The organism is Dyadobacter sp. UC 10 (assembly GCF_008369915.1).
Lineage (GTDB): Bacteria > Bacteroidota > Bacteroidia > Cytophagales > Spirosomataceae > Dyadobacter.
The window spans coordinates 4,244,979-4,264,722 of sequence record NZ_VSRN01000001.1 but is presented as its reverse complement, the minus strand read 5'-3'; the positions used below and the strand labels follow the sequence as shown (position 1 = coordinate 4,264,722).

The 19,744-nt window shown below is 44.6% G+C and carries 18 protein-coding genes; 9 read left to right on the top strand and 9 right to left on the bottom strand.

Annotation, left to right across the window (positions count from 1 at the left end; translation table 11 throughout):
* The first annotated feature begins 12 nt into the window (after positions 1-12).
* Both FXO21_RS17705 and FXO21_RS17700 read left to right on the top strand, forming a co-directional pair.
* Positions 13-471, top strand: a complete 459-nt coding sequence (locus tag FXO21_RS17705; RefSeq protein ID WP_149641327.1) for a RidA family protein — start codon at positions 13-15, stop codon at positions 469-471.
* 186 nt (positions 472-657) lie between these two features.
* Positions 658-1,269 carry an RNA polymerase sigma factor gene (locus FXO21_RS17700; protein ID WP_149641326.1) on the top strand — a complete coding sequence of 204 codons (612 nt, stop codon included), beginning with the start codon at positions 658-660 and terminating at the stop codon, positions 1,267-1,269.
* Between the two features lie 8 nt (positions 1,270-1,277).
* Here the strand turns inward: FXO21_RS17700 and FXO21_RS28980 are convergent, their stop codons facing one another.
* Genes FXO21_RS28980 through FXO21_RS17680 form a run of 6 tightly spaced genes read right to left on the bottom strand, consistent with a single transcriptional unit; the run spans position 1,278 to position 5,709 of the window.
* Positions 1,278-1,859, bottom strand: coding sequence for a T9SS type A sorting domain-containing protein (locus tag FXO21_RS28980; RefSeq protein WP_225865742.1), 582 nt, complete (start codon positions 1,857-1,859; stop codon positions 1,278-1,280).
* Positions 1,778-3,280: a hypothetical protein gene (locus tag FXO21_RS28975; protein WP_225865741.1), complete on the bottom strand. Its 1,503-nt coding sequence runs from the start codon at positions 3,278-3,280 to the stop codon at positions 1,778-1,780. Before FXO21_RS28975 ends, FXO21_RS28980 begins: the two co-directional genes overlap by 82 nt.
* Positions 3,281-3,331: 51 nt before the next feature.
* A complete protein-coding gene (locus FXO21_RS28970; RefSeq protein WP_225865740.1) occupies positions 3,332-4,405 on the bottom strand; it encodes a hypothetical protein in 1,074 nt (357 codons plus the stop codon).
* Positions 4,406-4,432: 27 nt separating this feature from the next.
* The gene (locus tag FXO21_RS17690; RefSeq protein WP_149641325.1) at positions 4,433-4,846 is read right to left on the bottom strand and encodes a hypothetical protein; all 414 of its coding nucleotides are present in this window, start codon (positions 4,844-4,846) and stop codon (positions 4,433-4,435) included.
* A gap of 20 nt (positions 4,847-4,866) precedes the next feature.
* Positions 4,867-5,268, bottom strand: a complete 402-nt coding sequence (locus FXO21_RS17685) for a carboxypeptidase regulatory-like domain-containing protein (RefSeq protein ID WP_149641324.1) — start codon at positions 5,266-5,268, stop codon at positions 4,867-4,869.
* 36 nt (positions 5,269-5,304) lie between these two features.
* Positions 5,305-5,709 carry a hypothetical protein gene (locus FXO21_RS17680; RefSeq protein ID WP_149641323.1) on the bottom strand — a complete coding sequence of 135 codons (405 nt, stop codon included), beginning with the start codon at positions 5,707-5,709 and terminating at the stop codon, positions 5,305-5,307.
* Positions 5,710-5,917: 208 nt separating this feature from the next.
* Between FXO21_RS17680 and FXO21_RS17675 the strand changes: the two genes are divergently transcribed.
* From FXO21_RS17675 to FXO21_RS17660, 4 genes are all read left to right on the top strand, one after another.
* Entirely contained in the window at positions 5,918-7,021 is a 1,104-nt protein-coding gene (locus tag FXO21_RS17675; RefSeq protein WP_149641322.1) for a FecR family protein, read from the top strand.
* A 196-nt stretch (positions 7,022-7,217) separates the two neighbouring features.
* Positions 7,218-10,652, top strand: a complete 3,435-nt coding sequence (locus tag FXO21_RS17670; RefSeq protein ID WP_149641321.1) for a SusC/RagA family TonB-linked outer membrane protein — start codon at positions 7,218-7,220, stop codon at positions 10,650-10,652.
* Between the two features lie 15 nt (positions 10,653-10,667).
* A complete protein-coding gene (locus FXO21_RS17665; protein WP_149641320.1) occupies positions 10,668-12,227 on the top strand; it encodes a SusD/RagB family nutrient-binding outer membrane lipoprotein in 1,560 nt (519 codons plus the stop codon).
* 132 nt (positions 12,228-12,359) lie between these two features.
* Entirely contained in the window at positions 12,360-13,286 is a 927-nt protein-coding gene (locus FXO21_RS17660; RefSeq protein WP_149641319.1) for an RraA family protein, read from the top strand.
* 57 nt (positions 13,287-13,343) lie between these two features.
* On the opposite strand, the gene FXO21_RS17655 is transcribed toward FXO21_RS17660, so the two are convergent.
* On the bottom strand, positions 13,344-15,227 hold the full coding sequence (locus FXO21_RS17655; protein WP_149641318.1) for an acyltransferase family protein: 1,884 nt from the start codon (positions 15,225-15,227) through the stop codon (positions 13,344-13,346).
* 123 nt (positions 15,228-15,350) lie between these two features.
* On the bottom strand, positions 15,351-15,854 hold the full coding sequence (locus FXO21_RS17650) for a GNAT family N-acetyltransferase (RefSeq protein WP_149641317.1): 504 nt from the start codon (positions 15,852-15,854) through the stop codon (positions 15,351-15,353).
* Between the two features lie 155 nt (positions 15,855-16,009).
* Between FXO21_RS17650 and FXO21_RS17645 the strand changes: the two genes are divergently transcribed.
* From FXO21_RS17645 to FXO21_RS17635, 3 genes are all read left to right on the top strand, one after another.
* Positions 16,010-17,059, top strand: coding sequence for a HesA/MoeB/ThiF family protein (locus FXO21_RS17645; protein ID WP_149641316.1), 1,050 nt, complete (start codon positions 16,010-16,012; stop codon positions 17,057-17,059).
* A gap of 138 nt (positions 17,060-17,197) precedes the next feature.
* Positions 17,198-18,337: an ATP-binding protein gene (locus FXO21_RS17640; protein ID WP_149641315.1), complete on the top strand. Its 1,140-nt coding sequence runs from the start codon at positions 17,198-17,200 to the stop codon at positions 18,335-18,337.
* A 28-nt stretch (positions 18,338-18,365) separates the two neighbouring features.
* The gene (locus FXO21_RS17635; protein ID WP_149641314.1) at positions 18,366-18,836 is read left to right on the top strand and encodes an NADH-quinone oxidoreductase subunit A; all 471 of its coding nucleotides are present in this window, start codon (positions 18,366-18,368) and stop codon (positions 18,834-18,836) included.
* Positions 18,837-19,312: 476 nt separating this feature from the next.
* Here the strand turns inward: FXO21_RS17635 and FXO21_RS17630 are convergent, their stop codons facing one another.
* The gene (locus FXO21_RS17630) at positions 19,313-19,744 is read right to left on the bottom strand and encodes a hypothetical protein (RefSeq protein WP_149641313.1); all 432 of its coding nucleotides are present in this window, start codon (positions 19,742-19,744) and stop codon (positions 19,313-19,315) included.

The following is a 19,744-nucleotide window of genomic DNA, read 5'->3' as shown; positions in this document are numbered from 1 at the left end:
ATTCAGACAATTATGAAATCCGAAAGAAGATCACTTATCAAGAAACTTTTCGCATCAGTAGCAGGAATAGCCGGCATTGGTGTCGCCGCGAAAGCGAAGGCGGAAGTGGCTCCCGAAAAAGAAGTGGGTAGTGTCGAAATGTACAATGATGTACCCTTATTTTCTGGCCATACCAAATTCAATAACCTTGTTTTTATCGCGGGAAAAGGGGCCCACTTTGAAGGCGATATTACCGCCCACACCAAACACGTGCTCGACGAGCTGGAGAAGGAGCTGATCAAAGCCGGTTCTTCCATGGAAAAAGTACTCAAATGCAGCGTTTTCCTACACGATTTGAATGACTACAAGAAAATGAACGACGCCTACAAAGGCCGTTTCGGCAGCAAACCTCCCTGCCGTACTACTGTGGCTGTATACGGTGGCGTGCCGGGGGATTCGCTGGTCGAGATTGATTGCATTGCTTACGTCTAGTAGTTGATTTGTCAGACTGAGCGGCCCGGTCCGCTTAGTCTGACAAAATATGATCCGTTAAATGATGGATTATATTTGGCTAAAATTCAGTTATGCGGCAGATTATTCTAAATAAAAAAATAAAGTCATCCTTATATTTTAAGTTATTATAAAATAACGGTTTATTTGTTTCATACCTGACAAGATTTGAATAAGAGACAACGCATCGCTGAGGAGAACATGGTTCTTCTGAACCTCTGGCATGAATCCCAGGCCGGAGACAGTCTTGCATTTTGTCAGCTTGCAGACAAGCAATACCGCACGCTTTTCAACTATGCAACCAATTTTACTGCTGACAGGGAGTTTATCAAAGACTCAATCCAGGATTTACTGATCCACATCTGGGAGAAAAGGAGCACTATTCAGATCCAGTTTGTGACTATTTATTTTCTGAGGGCCCTGCGAAATCAGTTGATGCAGGAGTTTAGGAAAAACAACAATGTGCATGCACAAATGGATATTGAAGAAGCCGCAGAACTATCCGATTACCAGACCATTGAAACGGAAATAGAGCAGCATGAGGCTTTTACGGAGAATCAGGTAAAAGTTCGTACTGCGCTTGAAGAATTGCCCCGACGCCAAAAAGAAGCGATATTCCTTAAATACTATGAAGGAATGGACAACGAACAAATCGCCGACCTGATGCAGGTGAACAGGCAATCGGTGGCGAATTTATTGTTCAAAGCGATCAACTCGCTAAAAGTACAAATGCACCTCGTGAGCCAAACCTTGCTTTTGGCCTGCATTTATTTCCAATAGGATCTTCGCTACTTCTTTAGAATTGTGCGGCTTATTTTACTGCCGTCTTGCATTTCAATATGCAAAATATACTTCCCTGCCGGCAACTCTTGTACATTAACTTTTACATCGGCTATGCCTGATTTCAAGACCAGCTTTCCCGCGAGGTCGTAGATACGGACACTTTTAATTCCTTTTTCTCCCAGCAAGATCTGAATGTCACCCTCCGAACCGACCGGATTGGGATACGCGGCAACCTCGGATTCTGTGCCGAATGCTACGGAACGAATCTGGCTGTAAGCGAAAGTCGAATCTCGATCTGTCATTTTGAGCCGGTAATAAATCCGCTTTGCTGTAATATTCTGATCTGTATAGAGATACTCCGCCGATTCACCGGGGATATTTTTTGCCGGAACCAAACCAATAGCAACCCAATCGCGTCCGGTTTCGCTTCGCTCGATTTCAAAATGGCTGCTGTTCAGCTCACTTTCCGTTTCCCATTCCAGCAATGCAGTTGTACCCTCGGCTTTCACCGTGAAAGTTTTGAGCCGGACAGGAAGCGCAATACGCGGATCAATAGCGGCAAACAGCGCTGCAAATTCTTCAAACATCCCGCTCGCAAGCAACGTCGCGCTTGACACGAACGTACCGTTTTCCAGGGTGGCATACAGGATTTTGGGTTGGGGGTATAATGCGCAAATGTGGCCAGCGAGTCGGTGGCGGTAGTGAGTAAAAAGTCATTTTCCCAGACATCGCTTGCTAATACATCCGCTTCCGCCAGGTTAAGCTCTGTTGGAGTTTCGGGATCAGCGGTAACGTCTTTGCAATCGGCAACAAGCATATCGACTGAGTAAGTACTGCTGATATCCCTGCGGTTCGGGTACGTACGCACGCAAGTGATTTGATATACACCTGCGCTTTCAGCCTGAAAAGTTATGTTATCGCCCGTGGTCGTAAAATGTTGGTCACCCGGTGTCACAGTCCAGTTATGAACATACAGCCCATTGGACGGGGTAGCCAGTGATACTATGACAGAGGCTGTGTTGTCCTCGGTGGTCCTCTTTTTATTGAATGGATGGCAAACAGGATAAGTCGTGATTGTCGGCACCGGCGGCAGGGGAATTACCGGACAGGCGCCGACCCATGTTAGTAGGTTTTCGGCGATACCGATGTTGTTCCATTGAATTTCTTCTGGATCCACATGGGGAGTGTTATCATTATTCCCATAAATCGCTGCAAATGGTGTTTTACGATCAATCGTTTCAGCATTTACAGCAGCTACGTTTAACAACTCGCGCTCCGCTTGGGTGACCCTTGGCCCCTGATAATCAATAGCACTAAAAGTAGGCACGAAGCAAAAGTTTAGGCTGTCGGTCGCAAAGAAAAGCTTGTTTGGGACAGAGAAAGTGGAACGCCCTCCCGGCAAAAAATCGTCATTCAATGGGCTATTATACTTCCGGTTGATACCGACAGACTTGGAAAAAATGCCCCAGCTTGCAAAGCGAAGTACATTGGTATTCTGACCAAGTTGATTTGTATGTACATCGATGTTTGTGTTTTGCAAGCCGAACGGTGTCCAGCTTCGTAGTATCCTGTCACCATAATTATATCTTTCAAACAACTCGCGGTCACCCGCATCCATACTGCCATGCGTAACAGCTATATTCCGGCAATTCTGTGGATAACCTCCATTACCAAGAGCTGATAGCTGGGTTCGAAACAGATCAAAATCGGCGTGTTTCCCACCGACATTCGGATGGTTGGTCTGATGCAGCAGGAGCTGTCTGGCGGCAGGCGTTCCCATAGCCTTATAGTAATTGCGCCAGCCTTTCGCGAAAAACTTTAGGATCGCCTTGGTTAGTAATGTAGGACCGGCCTCATGCATCAACTGGGTAAGACCAACTGGTACATTCGCTCCCTGATGGGGTGTATCATAACATAGCATCAGCCGCACCTGATGATCCTGGCCATTTTTCTCCATTTCGGTTAGTGCCCATCGGGCTACGAGCCCGCTCATACTTTCGCCGATCACAATTGATTTTATCGAACCGCTTTTCGTTGCATTTACATGCAGAATCAGCGTTTATAATACTTGAGCATTGTCCTGAATCGCCGCCCGACCATCTGTATAATCAAGAAATACCAGATCATAACCTTCCGTTAAAAATTGGTCTAGCCCGTCTCTGTATTTGGCTTCGAGGTAGTCCAAAAACACGTCCTGTCCTAGGTCAAGACCTTCCGCAATAATGATTGGCTTATTAAAAATCTGATCACACCCCAGAACGATCCTCACATTCCCTCCTGCCAATGCCGCTCTCGCTGATCTGTCGCTATCCGCAATATCGCTATAGATCCTGTTAGCCGAGATTTGAAATTCTGCAAATGGCTTTATGCGCTTCATTTGAAGGACATTCACTTTGGTTTCAAAGCGATAAACAACTTCTCCGGTTGTCAGCCGAATCTGTATCAAATGCTCGCCGTCCGATTCAAAACGATGGGGTATCAGCTGTTCCGAGAGCGGAAAACTACGGTATCCTTTCCCATCCCCAAAATTGATCTCTACCGCTTTTACATGATCATTCTGGTTTGAAAAGTAGAGTCGTGGACTCAATCTAAAAATAACCTCTGCCTGATAAATATGCTCCTGTAGTACCGAGGCAGAAACTATTCTCACCTTTTCGTATTTAGCAAAATCAACATGCCTACTAACCTTTTTTTGAGTTTCGTTTTCCGCAATTTGTGTACCGGTCAGGTATATACCTTCCAGGTTCATTATTCCTATTGGTATCGTGTCGCTCTTGGTGATCTTTTCCGGATCAGTTTCCATCCATTTGTCAAAATTCGCCAATTTCTCTTCTTCCGGTCTTAAATCCGCATCCATTAACCTTTCATACAAATTTTGCCATTCGTCCGAAGTTACACGCTCAGGCCTTTCCAACTGGCTGTTTGACAGCCCTTTGAAATAATCAACTTCCCGCTGGTTGGTTATTCCGGCATTGAGAAAAAGGGTTTTGCCCAGACCGGACAAGTCCAGCGCTTTCAGCCTGATATCCCGTAGCTGATCATAATCCTGAGCTGAAACTGTAGAAACAACACAATGAGAGAGCAGGAGGAAAAGACATAGTTTCCCTCTACTGCATTTTAAGAAATGCATCATGGCAATTGAGTTAAAATTGAAAGTTGACTATTTAGGTATTAGTTGAAAATCATATTTTGTCTTGTTGCCAATCGAAGCAGTACAGCAATTCCTAGTACGTTTATCATTTTTCTCCACATTTACGTCCTTATAATTCTTCTCGTATTTGGGATTATCGACCAGTCCAAAAGGAATTCCAATATCTGCTGAGCCATATTTCCTTGGCACATCTACAACCAGTTCATAGCCACCATCCTCACCCGAATAAACTTGCTTCAACCTCTCGTACTTGAAACCTTTGACACCGTCTATCACTACCAGAATACTATCCACCGGCTGCCCCTCCTCATCCGTAATGGTCCCGTAGACCACTGTGGTACGGTCTTGCTTAAGGAAGCATCCCGTGAGCAAAAAGCTCAGGCAGGCAAGTAAAATGAATGTGGTTTTTTTTCTCTGTCTCATAGTCTGTGTATTCATATCAGTTATTTAGGTATTAGTTGAAAATCATATTTTGTCTTATTGCCAATAGAAGCGCTGCAACAATTTTTCGTAAACTGATCATTTTTAAAAGTTCTCTTGCCTTTATAATTCTTGTCGTATTTCGGGTTTTCGTACGAACCAAATGGTACAGTCACATTAGCTGAGCCATATTTCCTGGGCACATCCACAACCAATTCATAGCTGCCATCTTTACCAGAGTAAACTTCTTTCAACCTTTCATACTTAAAACCCTGCGCCCCTTTGATAACTACCAAAATACTATCCACCGGCTGTCCCTTCTCATCTGTAATTGTCCCGTAAACCACAGTAGTGCGGTCTTGTTTCAAAAAGCAATGCGACAGCAGAAAGGTCAGGCATACACAGATAAAGAATAGTCGAATCATTTTCTGTTTGTTTATAGTTTGTGTTTCATTTTCGATTTATTTAGGTATTAATTGAAAGTCATATTTGGTCTTCTCTCCGATTGAAGCGAAACAACAGTTGCTGGTACGATTACCATTCTTCTCAATCCTAATTCTTTTAAATGGCCTCTCACTTCCGGCAGTGTCGATGGGAGAAGTATCTATTATAATGTTGGTGGAGGAAAATCGCTTAGGCACATCTACAACCAGTTCATAGCTGCCATCTTCACCTGAATAAACTTGTTTCAAAGTTTCGTACTTGAAACCTTTGACCCCGTCGATCACTACCAGAATACTATCCACAGGCTGGTCATTCTGATCAGTAATGGTGCCGTAAACCACAGTGGTACGGTCAATGAAGAGGCCGCAGCCTGACAGGCTGACGAGCAAAATGAAAAATACACTCCGATTGATACAGGCCAAAGAGTCAGGTATTTGGATTAAAATTTGGGTTCCCTATTAACTTCTCTAAATAACCGGGTTAATTCTGATTCCAGCTTTAAAGAATGTGCAAATGGAGTGACCTGGCAATCCATCGGCAATACTTCCCAAAAATAATTTCCACAAAAAGAGTATTACCCCAATATTCCTGCATCCTTATATCAAATAGCCTAATTTTCATTTGCCATTTATGCAGAATTACCGCAATTATCTTCCGGAAGAACTCGCCGCAGATCCTTTGTTCCGGAAATGGGTTTTGTTCCGCGATCCGGTCGCCGCATCGGCCTGGGAGGAGTGGCTGGAACAAAATCCGGATAGGATAGAAGTTGCTGAAAAGGCAAAAGAGCTGCTGACTGCGACAGAGGTCACATTTGACCAGATTTCAGACGAGGAAGTAGCCAACGAAATTTACCGGCTGTCTCACGCAATCGGTGAAAATGCCGCCAGAAGATCGACGCTCTGGCTCAAATTCAGACCGAACTGGTACCATCTGGCCGCCTCAGTGCTTGCGTTGCTTTTTGCAGGATGGTGGTTTAACAAGCAGCGTATCAACACGCAACAGTCCGATCAGTACAAGGTAATCCTGAGCAAAATAGAAGAGCCGCTGGTGGAGCAGCAGAATACAACTACCAGGGTTAAACTGATCACGCTGGATGATGGAAGTACCATTTTACTGCAACCAGACAGCCGCATTACTTATCCCGCCAGGTTCGAGGGGAACAGGCGCGAGGTATTCCTGACTGGCGAAGCTTTTTTTGAGGTGGCCAAAAACCCGAACAAACCCTTCTATGTATACGCACGTTCGCTGGCGACGAAAGTATTGGGTACCAGCTTCCGGGTAAGGGCATTTGAAAACGACAAGGAAGTGAAAGTGGTGGTTAAAACAGGGAAAGTTTCGGTGTTTCCGATGACCAAGGAAGCATTGGCAAGTCAGCATGCCGACGAAAAACTGGGCGGGATGATACTGACGCCGAATCAGCAAATCGTATTTGCCGCCAAAGAGTTACGACTTACCCGCAGCCTGGTACCGGATCCAAAACTGCTCGAATTACCGATTCAGCGACAATCGTTTGAATTCAAAGGAACACCCATTGCCGACGTGTTCGCAACCCTCGAAAAATCATACGGAGTGAAAATTATTTTTGATCCGGAAGTAATGCAGAACTGCTACCTGACGGCCTCCCTTTCTGACGAGCCGCTTTTTGAAAAAATGAACCTGATCTGCAAAACGATCGGCGCTGAATATGAGCAGATGGATGCCAGCATTATTATCAACAGCAAGGGCTGTTACTAACCAATTTCCAAACCAGAATTCTGAAAACACCGCCTATGAGATGAACCGCTACTAATTCTTAACAAAAAAGTCGATGATGCTGCAACACCACCGACCGATTAATCCCCCAAGTTTCCTAAGTATTCCAGGAGCCGTAAAACGGTTCCTGCGGGAATCAATTGATGCCGAATCGTTACAACCCGACAAAACCAAAATTATGCCAAAAACCGAACAATTTCATCATGCTTTACAGAAAATCATGCGCATTACGCTGTATCAAGCCTTGTTTTCCATCGCCTTCGGCACACTAGTCCATGCCGCCGACGTGCGGGGACAGCGAATACTGGAGCAAAAAATTACCCTGCGTATATCCAATTCGGATATTGATAAAACCTTGGAGAAGATCGAGCATGTGGCGAAGGTTAAATTCATGTACAATCCACAGATCTTCAACGATCAAAAAAACAATTTCAAATTTCAGGAAGAGGCACTCTCGGAAGTACTTACAAAGATCCTTGCGCCGCATCGCGTGGTGTATGAGGTAATACAGGACCGCATTATCCTGAAACGCGAGCAGGCTGCGCAGGTTGAGACTTCGGCTGAAAGTAAAGTTTCGCCCAAACGCAACCTCACCGGAAAGGTATCGGACGAAACAGGCGCGGGACTGCCGGGTGTTAGTGTTTTGGTAAAAGGCACGCAGCGAGGCACTTCCTCCGATGCGGAGGGTAAATATGCGATTGATATCCCCGATGCCGAGGTTTCTTCCGCCGTACTGATTTTCAGTTTTGTAGGATATACTTCCCAGGAAGTGGCCGTCGGCAACCAGACGAACGTGGATGTGCAACTTCAGCCTGAAGCAAAGGCGTTGAACGAAGTGGTAGTGACCGCACTCGGTATCGCCAAAGAGAAAAAGGCGCTTGCCTATGCGGTTACCGAGGTAAAGGGTTCTGAATTTACGCAAGCCCGCGAAAACAATATCGGCAATGCATTAACAGGTAAAATCGCCGGTGTGAACGCAACAGGTATGGCAACTGGCCCAGGTGGTTCGAGCCGTATTGTAATCCGCGGGAATGGTTCATTGAATGGTAACAATCAGCCTTTATATGTGATCAATGGTATGCCGATGGATAATTCAACCCCGGGCGGAACTACTGCGGACGGAAATGGGATGAATATTGACCGTGGTGACGGTATTGGTGGTATTAACCCGGATGATATTGAATCCATCAGCGTATTGAAAGGCGGCCCTGCCGCGGCGCTTTACGGCGCACGTGCTTCCAACGGGGTGATTTTGATCACGACAAAAAAAGGCCGTGCGCAAAAGGGGATCGGTGTGGAGATCAACAGTAATACCACATTTGAAACACTCGCTGTAATTCCTGAATGGCAGTACGAGTATGGGCAGGGCGTAGATGGTGTGAAACCAACAGATCTGGATAAGGCGAAAAGTACAGGACGGCTTTCGTATGGCGCAAAAATGGATGGCCAACCGACGATCCAGGTGGATGGACAAATGCACCCCTATTCTCCTCAAAAAGACAACCTGAAAAATTTCTATAACACAGGTACCAACTACATCAATTCTGTCGCATTGACGGGCGGCACGGAAACGGTGAACTTCCGTTTGGGTTTGAACAATACAAAATCCAACAGTGTGGTACCGAATTCCTCATTCGTTCGCCGAATAGCCAATTTGAACCTGAATGCATTTTTGGGCAAAAAGTTAAGCGTTGAAACCGTTTTTCAATACAACCTGGAACAGGGCAACAACCGCCCGAAAGTAGGCTATGCTGATATGAACCCGCACTGGGCTACTTACCTGGTTGCTAACACGGTGGATATCCGCAGCCTTTCTCCGGGATTCGATGCGGTGACCGGCAAAGAAATGGAATGGAACCCGGTACCGGCTGCACCCAATCCGTATTTCGTTATCAACAAATTCAAAAATGACGATACCAAACACCGCTTTTTAAGTCAGGGAAGCCTTCGTTATGACATCCTTGAGAACCTGTATGTCAAAGGCAGTGTGAGCCAGGATTTTTATAGCTTTGCTTCTGAATACGTGCAGCCGACCAACAACGCATTCTTTCCGCGCGGAACTTATGAAGGGAGAAAAACAAGCTCTTCCGAAACCAATGGAATGCTCACATTCAACTATAATAAAGAGTGGGAAAATGTAAGCTTCTCGGCCATGGCCGGTGCGAATGCCCAACGCAGCAATTTTGACGAAACTTTAATCGCCGGCAGCGAGTTCACGATCCCTTATTTTTACAGCTATACCAATTTGGCAATCATAACCACTACGCCAAAGAACCTGAAAAGTGCGATCAACTCGCTTTTCGGATCGGTTGACTTTGGTTACAAAGGTCTGGCTTATCTGACGGTATCCGGGCGCCAGGATTGGTTTTCGGTTTTGAATCCTAAGAGCAATACTATTTTCTACCCATCGATCGGTGGCTCGCTGATTCTTTCGGAAGCTATTGACTTGCCTTCTGCGATCAGTTTCGCAAAGCTGCGCGGTTCCTGGGCGCAAGTGGGCGGTGCTACGGTGAATGCGTATCAGATTTACCAATACTACAATATGCAGCAAGGCGGGCACAATGGTCGCCCGGTTCAGGGCCTCGCTTCTTCCGAAGTGCCAAACCCAGACCTGAAACCATTGACTTCAACGACCTACGAAGGTGGTCTGGAAGCCAAATTCCTCAACAACCGGCTAAGTTTGGACGTCACTTTATATAACCGTAAAACAACCGACGACATTGTTACCACCAACATTGCATTGTCATCCGGATATACATCGGCATTGTTAAATGTAGGTGAGTTAAGTAACAAGGGGGTTGAACTGCTGGTGACGGGAACTCCTGTGCAAAAAACAAACTTCGGCTGGGATGTGAGCTATAACATGGCTTACAACCGAAGCAAAATCGAGCAGCTGGCAGAGGGAATCAATGCACTTGACATTGCTACCGGCGTAGGCGGCGGTGTGGTCCGCAACGCTGTCAACAGGCCATACGGAACGATCTGGGGCTTCCGCAAGAAAACCGATGCCAGTGGAAATGTCGTTTTCAACCCGGCAAGCGGCTACGCAGTACGCGGAGACCTGGAAGAGATCGGACAGGGTACGCCTCCGTTGACAATGGGTATTACCAATAATTTCCGTTACAAAAACTTTTCTTTGAACGTACTGGTGGATGGTAAGTTCGGAAGTATTGTGTATTCGAACCTTTATCAGTATGCCTATCGGTTTGGCTTACCAGTCGAAACGCTGCCAGGACGTGATACCGGCGTAACCGTAGCGGGTGTAACCCCCGAAGGCGCTCCTTTTACTAAAACCTGGGAGAAGAAGGATGTTGATACGTACTACGACAACGACAAGAACTATACGGCGATGTTCATGTTCAACAACGACTTCATCAAACTTCGTCAGGTCGTGCTGAGCTACAATATTCCTGTAAATAAGCTGGCGTTCCTGAAACTGCAGTCGGCTTCGGTATCATTCGTTGCGCGTAACCTTGCGATTCTGTTCAAGGACAAAAAGCAAAACTACTTCGATCCTGAGTCGAGCTACACCAGCACCAATGCACAAGGGCTGGAAGCATTTGGTGTACCAAGAACACGCAGTATGGGCGTGAACCTGATGGTGAAATTCTAAAACATGAACTCTACGATGAAAAGCCTATTTCAAAAATTCATATATGCGGCCCCACTGGCCCTGATGGTTTCCTCCTGTGACAATGGTTTTGAGGAAATGAACGTCGACCCTAATAAATACGACAAGGTTGTTCCCGAATATCTGTTTACCAGGGCGCAGCTGGACGGTGTCGCCACTAACTTTAACGGCGCGGCTTACCTGACGATCGGACAATCGATGCAGCATTTCTCAACATATAAAGAGGTGCCTGCTGCGGGGGATAAATACTTTAATTTCAGCTATTCGCAAGCCAGCTGGAATGCGTACGCCGGTACCGCCCAGGGTACCGGAGCGGTGATCTCGATCAACCAGGTTATTGACGCGGTGCAGGATGATCCTTTGGCTGTGAACAAGCTTTCGGCCGCACGGATCTGGAGAGCCTACATTTTCCACCGGCTTACTGACCTTTATGGGGATATTCCGTATTTCGAATCCGGTAAAGCTTTGTCTGAAAAAAACTACGGCCCGACCTACGACACCCAGCAGGCGATTTACGCGGATATGCTGAAAGAGCTTGAAGAATCCATCGCTGCTTTCGATGCTTCCAAAGCCAATTTCGCAAATGCAGACCTGATGTACAGCGGCAATATTGAGCAATGGAAAAAGTTCGCCTACTCGCTGATGCTCCGCCTAGGAATGCGTTTGACCGAAGTCGACAATGCATCCGCTAAAACATGGGTTGAGAAAGCGATCGCTGGCGGGGTGATCCTGGAAGATTCAGATCGTGCGATTATTACCTATGTAGATGGTTCGCAGACCCTTAGCCGCAATTTTATTGCAAACGGTTTAATGAACACAGACTATATTTCCCCTGGTGGTGACAATGTGGAAGGTGGAAAATTTGCAAAAACGCTGATCGACCATTTGAAAACAACCAAAGACCCGCGCCTTAATGTGATATCCATTGTATGGAGACCAGAAGGATCAACTTTCGTAGCAGACACTTCGACCATATTGCAAAAGGGTATGCCCAATGCAGCATTTAATAGTCGCCCTGCGGATTTCAACGATTATTCGGAGCCAAATCCCGCCACAGTTCTCAGATATGCGGCGCCGCTGATCGTATTTGGAAATGCGGAAACAAACCTTTTGCTGGCAGAAGCCGCAGTTCGTGGCTGGTATAAAGGCAGCACGGCAACGGCGGCGTATAACAATGCTGTAAGAGCAGGCCTGCGTCAATGGTCACTTTTTGGTGCGGCAGGCACCATTTCAGATGCAAAAATCAATGCCTACCTGGCGGCGAATCCCTACAAATCAACTGGTACCGTGGAGCAGCAGATAGAGCAGATCTCGACACAAAAGTGGGTCGCATTGTTTCTGGAAGACGAATATGAAATATTTTCCAACTGGCGCCGCACGGGCTTTCCTAAACTCACCCCAACCAATTACCCGGGTAACCTGACAGGTGGAAAGATCCCTACAAGATTTGTAATCCCTGATTCGGAAGAACAATATAACAGGGCCAACTTCATGGCAGCCCGCGACCGCCAGGGCGGGACCAATACGCTTTCAAGCCTGGTTTGGTGGGACAAGTAAAGCCGCAGTTTTACGTAGTTTAAAATCAGACTTTCCGGGAGCGGGAAGTCTGATTTTCTATCAACTATGCGATGTACTTACCTTAATCCGTATTTTAGCCACCCAAATACCTGATCTCTTTAATCCAGAATTATGAAATTCAAATTATTCAGTTTAACTGCATTTGCTTTTTTCGGTCTTGCCGAAGTGACCGAAGCCCAAACGATCCCCAAAGACGAACTCATTTTTTTAACCTCTGAATGGAAAGGCGAAAGGTTTCCGGATGGTCGCCCGAAAGTGCCGGATGATCTGGTCCGCCGGGTGAAAAATATCACCATTGAAGAAGCCTGGGTGGTACTGCAAAATGAAGGTTACAATTGCCAGTTCGATGGTAACTGGAAATTGCTGAAAGACGATATCGTAGTAGCCGGCCGCGCACTTACGGCACAGTTTATGCCTTCCCGCCCGGACGTTGAAAAATTGATCAAAGACCGTGGTAATAAAAACGGGAGAGCAGGGAATACCAACTCCTGGCCGATCGAGCAACTCAGCAAAGGCGATGTGTACGTGGCCGACGGCTTTGGAAAAATAGCAAGCGGCACACTGATCGGCGACAATCTCGGTACTTCTATTTTTGCGAAATCAGGTAACGGAGTTGTTTTTGATGCTTCCGTCAGGGATCTGGAAGGCTTATCGAAAATTGAAGGTTTCAACGCGTTCGTGCGCGACTTCGACCCTTCCTTTTTAAAAGACGTTTTCCTGACCGGCATGAACGTTCCAATCCGCATTGGCCGCGCGATCGTTCTCCCCGGCGACCTCGTACTTGCAAAAAAAGAGGGTGTAATTTTCATCCCTGCCCACCTCGCCGAAAAAGTGGTATTGACAGCTGAATTTCTCACACTGCGCGACAAATTCGCAATTCAGATGCTGAAAGAAGGAAAGTATAGCCCGGGGCAGATCGATAACCAGTGGACGGATGAACTAAAAGAAAGCTTCCTGAAATGGCTCGACAAAAATCCGAACGAAATCCCGATGAAGCGTTCGGAGCTGGATGAATATATGAAAAAGCGAACCTGGTAATATGCAATTATCCATTTAAAAATAGAGTCCTAAAAGTCAATTCAAAATCACCCGGGATTAATTTGTTGCAACAAGAGACTTAATTTCTGGTTCTAAAAACTTTTTGAATTTCGGATCGTTCACAATCAGATTTGTGACCATGATGGATCCTGAGATAGTATAATGCGTCTTATCTGCCATATACGGTACATTATCTTTTGACAGCTTAGGTACAGACCTCAAATTGTATATATCTACATAATAACGTGGAAGCTTTTCCAACAGCATTTTGTTGACGCGAAAAGAATGTTTTTCTAAAAATCTTTCCTCAAAGTTACGATATCCATATTCGAATGTTCGGGCAGCGATCGAGGGAAATGGAATAGTATACGTTTCGTTCTGGCCAAGCAGAATTACTTTAATATTCAGTTTTTCCAGATAGGCGATAGTATTTTCAATATCTTTGACTAGATCGCTGTCCTGCCTTGCATTTATCCAATTCGCACTGATAATTACTCCTTTAATATATTTAGAATTTTGACGAATGTAATTTGAATAGACATGGTCAATTAACACACTACAAGCGCTTTTTCCGTTTTTTCGTAAAATAGGCATGCAACCCGTTGCTGACGCCTGATTCATATTAATACCTTGCTTCGCCAATGCTTCCCTTAGCGGTGTAGAAAAATGTGCTGAATGGCTATCTCCAATAAGCAAAACGTTTGGTCTGGTCTTATCTATCTTCAAACACTCTATTTCGTTATATGTTTTATTGCTTGGCGATAGAAAGCAGCCGGTCGACTGCGATTCTTTATGACGTTCTTCTCTATGAACCTTTATATAATTCGCGATTGCAACCGTTTCATTTTTGAAAATGATCTGGTTTCCTGTACCAATCCAAAGCCACGCAGATAACCCCGCAATTGCAATAGATATGTATATTGGAGTAAGCTTTTTATTGAACCGGAATGACTCAATATACCTATACGACAGATATCCCAGCAACACAGAAAGTAGCATCAGAGCCAGCCGGTTACCTATAAATGAGGTCAGTCCCAGGTATGAGCCGATCACAAAAACCGGCCAGTGCCAGAGATACAACGAATAGGATATACGTCCGAAGAACTGCACAACAGGCAGCCTTAACACAAACCAGCTATTTTGATTAGCAAGAATGATGAAGAATGTCGCTAAAACAGGCACCAGTGTATACAAACCGGGCCACAGCATTGTTTCCTTTAATAATATCATCCCAAGACCGAGAATCGCATAACCTGCATAAAAATACTTTTTACCGAATGGTTTAATAGTTCCCTCTGCCAGAAAGGCGACTCCGCCGATTAGCATTTCCCAACATCTCGTTGGCAAAAAATAAAAGGATATCTTAGGATAAAACTTTGTAACTACCAATGATCCTAAGAAAAACAGGAGGGTTGCTGAGATAAAAAGGATTAAAAATTTACGTCTGTCATTCTTTAAAAACTTATTCAGGAAAATCAGAAGAATTGGCAGGATCAAATAGAATTGCCATTCGACTGACAAAGACCACGTATGTAAGAATATATTATTTTCAGATGCCGGGCCAAAATAATCATCAAAGTGGTATAAGATATTTGAATAGAAGAGCATACTTGCGTTTGCATTCTTCGCGACTTCCTCAAAATCAGGAGGCAAAAATAACAAAAACGTAATGGCGACAACCAGAGCAATCATCGCCATTAATCCTGGAACAATTCGTTGAATCCGGCGATTGTAAAAATCAGAAATAGAAAATTTATCTTTTGCTAATCCCGCTATAATTATTCTGGTCATTAGATAACCAGAAATCACAAAGAATATATCAACACCAGAAAATCCGCCCTTAAAGAATGGTATATTAAAATGGAATAATACAACTCCTATAACTGCTATTGCCCGGAGTGCGTTGATGTCGTAACGAAAATTAGCTTTACTTTCTGCCATTTGATTGTGTTGAGTAAAATAAATTCTTAAATCTTGTAAAAGTACTAAAAAGAGTGGAGATGTCTTTTGACATCTCTGACAGACCTTCCAATTATTACAGGTGCATTTAACAAATAAGGCGCATTAGTCCTCCTCGATCAACAATTGCATAAAGACAACGTCGAGCCACTGATCGAACTTGAAGGCTATTTCTTTGAGGTACCCTTTTTCTACGAAGCCATACTTTTTGTGGAATTCTATGCTGCCGCGGTTGGCTGCGTCGATTACGCCGATCATCGTATGAACGCCGGACTCTTTGGCGCGCTGGATCAAACTTCCCAACAATTTCCCCCCTACTCCCATCCCACGCGACTTATCGTCCAGATAAATGGAATGCTCCACACTGAATTTATAACCGATTTTCGGCCGGAAGATATTGTAGGAACCGTAGCCGATCACCTTACCTTCCATTTCAGCCACAATAACGGGCATCCCGTCATTGAACATTTTCTCAAACCATGCCTTTTGCTCTTCCAATGTTCTCGGTTCGTAGTCGTAAATGGCTGTTGTATTTAAAATCGCGTGATTGATGATTTCCAGCAAAACAGGTAAATCCTTCGGGGCAGCGCTTCTGATAATAAGATCCATCAAATAATACAGGTCGTTGTCAGGTTAATTGAATGCGTTAAAATTACCTTTTAATTATAAAAAATTAATGCTCATTTCATGATCAAAACCGGGAGTTTGCCTGTTTTCTATGAAAAACAACTAAAATTGCCCGCTTAGCAAATAGTAAGAACACGATGTCAAAACTTGAATCAGGCGAACGCAAACAATATAGCCGGCAAATTCTGCTGCCGGAATTCGGCTTCTCCGCGCAGGAAAAACTGAAAGATGCAAAGGTTTTGGTCATCGGCGCCGGCGGACTGGGCTGCCCGGTACTTCAATATATTACCGCAGCTGGTATCGGGTCAATTGGTATTATCGATCACGATATGGTAGAAGTTACCAACCTGCACCGTCAGATCCTGTACGCGCAGGCGGATGTGGGCAAAAGCAAAGCAATTACCGCTGCCGGGAAGCTAACCGCACTGAATGGATTTGTTAAATTCACAACTTACCCTGTCAAGCTTACCGGAGAAAACGCGCCGGAAATCATTTCAGACTACGATCTGGTTGTTGACGGCTCCGACAATTTCGAGACCCGCTACCTGGTCAATGACGTTTGTGTAGCCTTCGGAAAGCCCTGGATATTTGGCTCCATTTTACGTTTCGAGGGTCAGGTTTCCGTCTTTAATTATGAAAACGGCCCTACCTACCGCTGTCTTTTCCCCGACGCAGAAGAAGGTGACAATTGCGCCGAAGCCGGTGTAATCGGCATTCTGCCCGGTATTATTGGAACTTATATGGCCAATGAAGTGATCAAAATTGCATCCGGAGTGGGCGGTATTTTGTCTGGTGAATTATTGGTAATCAATGCATTGACAAATTCCAATTCGATTTTCAAATTCAACAGAACGGCTCCGCGTTCTCCTTTATATTCGAAAAAACCGCAGATAAAAGAAGAGAGTGCAGAGATCAGGGAATTATCTTTTGAAGAATTTGAGAAAGCCACCGGGGCTGATCCCGGGCATTTTCATTTAGTAGATGTACGGGAAGATTATGAGTATGAAGCAGATAACTTTGGTGGCGTCAATATACCGCTCTCAGAAATCCCCGAAATGATCCCTTCATTTTCGTCCACGCAAAAGGTTGTATTTTATTGTCAAAGCGGCAAACGCAGCAGGCAGGCAGCAAAGCTGCTTGCAAAGAGTGGTTTTTCAGGCGAAGCCTATTGGGCACATAGCTGGTAACAACAGAAAGAATCCGTACTCTATTCAACGAATTTAGCTAAATTGGTTTAGTGAATTCAATGAATTTAGGTAAATTAGTTGAATGCATTCAATAAATTTAGCTAAATTTGCTGAATAGAAAACTGGACTGGAAAAGTTATGTCATATCGAAGGGCTGTTTTTGACACGATCAGCGGCAAGCTCAGGTCAAATAAAGTAATCGTTTTGCTGGGCGCAAGAAGAGTTGGCAAAACGTATTTATTAAACACTGTCCAGAAAGGTTTTGAGGGAAAATCACTGTTCTTAAATGGCGAGGACCTCGATTCCGCTACTATCCTGACGGACAGGCGGGTATCATCATTCCGCCGGTGGGCTACTGACCTTGAACTACTAATAATCGACGAAGCGCAGGTGGTACCGGAGATTGGTAAAACGCTCAAACTTCTTATTGATTCTTTTCCAACATTAACAATTATTGCCAGCGGCTCTTTTGCATTCGAATTATCGAATAGGACGGGCGAGCCTCTTGTGGGGCGACAAATTACGTATCAATTATTTCCTTTGGCACAAATTGAACTTTCAGCTCATGAAAATTACCTGGAAACCAGACAGCAGCTGGAAAACCGGCTCATCTACGGCTCCTATCCCGACGTGCTGCAAATGACTAGTGAAGCGGATAAAAAAGATTACCTCAAAGAACTGGTGAATGCGTATCTGCTTAAAGATATATTGATGTATGAGCAAGTGAAGTATTCTCACAAAATGCTGCAACTACTGCAATTGGTTGCCTACCAAACGGGTCAGGAGGTATCATATGAGGAATTATCAAAATCGTTGCAAATTGACAGAAACACCGTAGAGCGTTACCTTGACTTATTCTCAAAAGTGTTCATTATCTTCAGAACGGGTGGTTTTAGTAAAAATCTCCGAAAAGAAGTTACCAAATCTTCAAAATGGTATTTCTTCGATAATGGAATTAGAAATGCATTGATTAACAATTTCTTACCTCCCCTGCAAAGACAGGACATAGGTTTAATCTGGGAGAATTACCTGGCGGCGGAACGGATGAAATACAATTCATATTCAAGAAAAAATCCGTTCGTATATTTTTGGCGCACCTACGATCAGCAGGAGTTAGACTGGGTGGAGGTCATAGATGATGTGATTAGCGGCTACGAATTCAAGTGGAATGACAGCAAGATCAAATTCCCCAAGGCTTTTGTGGAAGCGTACCCTGATGCTGAAACGCATTGGATCAATCGTGACAATTTTATAGATTTTGTGACCGGGGAGATTTAAAGATTAGATTTGCAAAAAGAACCAAGGTATGATTTCTGATTTTGGCTATATTTTACTTTTCATCATTTCCGGCCTGGTATTGCTGGGCGTAATGCTTCTCATTGCAAAATTCCTTCGTCCCGACAAGCCCAATGAAGAGAAACTGAGCACCTATGAATCAGGGGAAGATCCGCTTGGAAATGCCCAGATCCAGTTCAATGTAAGATTTTATATTGTTGCGCTGGTATTCGTGCTTTTTGAGGTGGAGCTGCTTTTTCTTTTTCCCTGGGCTATTGTATTCGGTAACAAAGATCTAATCGAGCAAACGAACGGAGCTTGGGGCTGGTTTGCGATGGCGGAAATGACTGTTTTCATCGGAATCCTGATCTTAGGCCTCGCATACGCCTGGGCCAAAGGCTACCTCGACTGGGTACGTCCCAAGCAACAACTCCCAGAGATCAAATCGCCCGTACCAGCTGATATGTATAGCAAGGTAAACGAGCGGTATGCTTCGAAGTGATGATTGCTACCACCAGTTTTGAGAATAGTAATATTTGATGGAGTCTTCTTCGCCACCCAGCTCATGCAAATATTGAGAGGCTTCTAGTATTGTAAGTTCTCTTGGAACAATTGTAACCTTAAAGAATCTTTTCCTTCCATCACGCTAATGCATCAGTACAGTCTTATTCTTTGCACTCTTAGCTGGTTTGATGTACCCCGCGCGAAAATTCGTCGCAAATAGCGTATCATCCCGATAAATTTGATCAGCCATATAACCGTTAACTGAGGAGATCGTAAGTTTTTCTGTATAACCTATTTGAGATCCCGTCAAGACTTTTGTCAGAGTGACCACCTTTTCTAAAATCCATGTGCCAGATAAAAATGAGCTGACAGGGCTGTTATCAGGTAGCACATCATCGTAGCGTTTAAAACAACCGACCAGGAGCACACATGAACTAACTATAAGTAATATTGTCACTATAAGCGCACTTCTCATCATCTCCAAATCTCCGTATAATAATACTTAACAGTATCCATTGCACTACCGACTTCGTCCACATAATCAGTTGCTTCAAGATTACCGGGATTTCCCACATGAAATCGAAGTTTGTAAAATCGCTTTAACCCGGAGCGATAGTTAACCAGTATTGTGCTGTGAGAATCATCAATGATAGGACCAGCATTGATTGACCAATATTGGACATTTACCAGTGAATCGCCTTGAAAGGTATTTTCGATATGTTGCTTATCCTTTATGTGAATATCAAGAATCTCGTAAGGTTTGCTGTCTAATTTGCCATTAGTTTTAGAAGAGTCCAGCTGCCATTGACCATGTAAACGTGCCTGAGTGGGCCCACCCGGGCCCCATCCATCGTCACACGAAAAGAAGCTTACTATTGCGAGCATAAAAGCTATTTTATTTTTCAT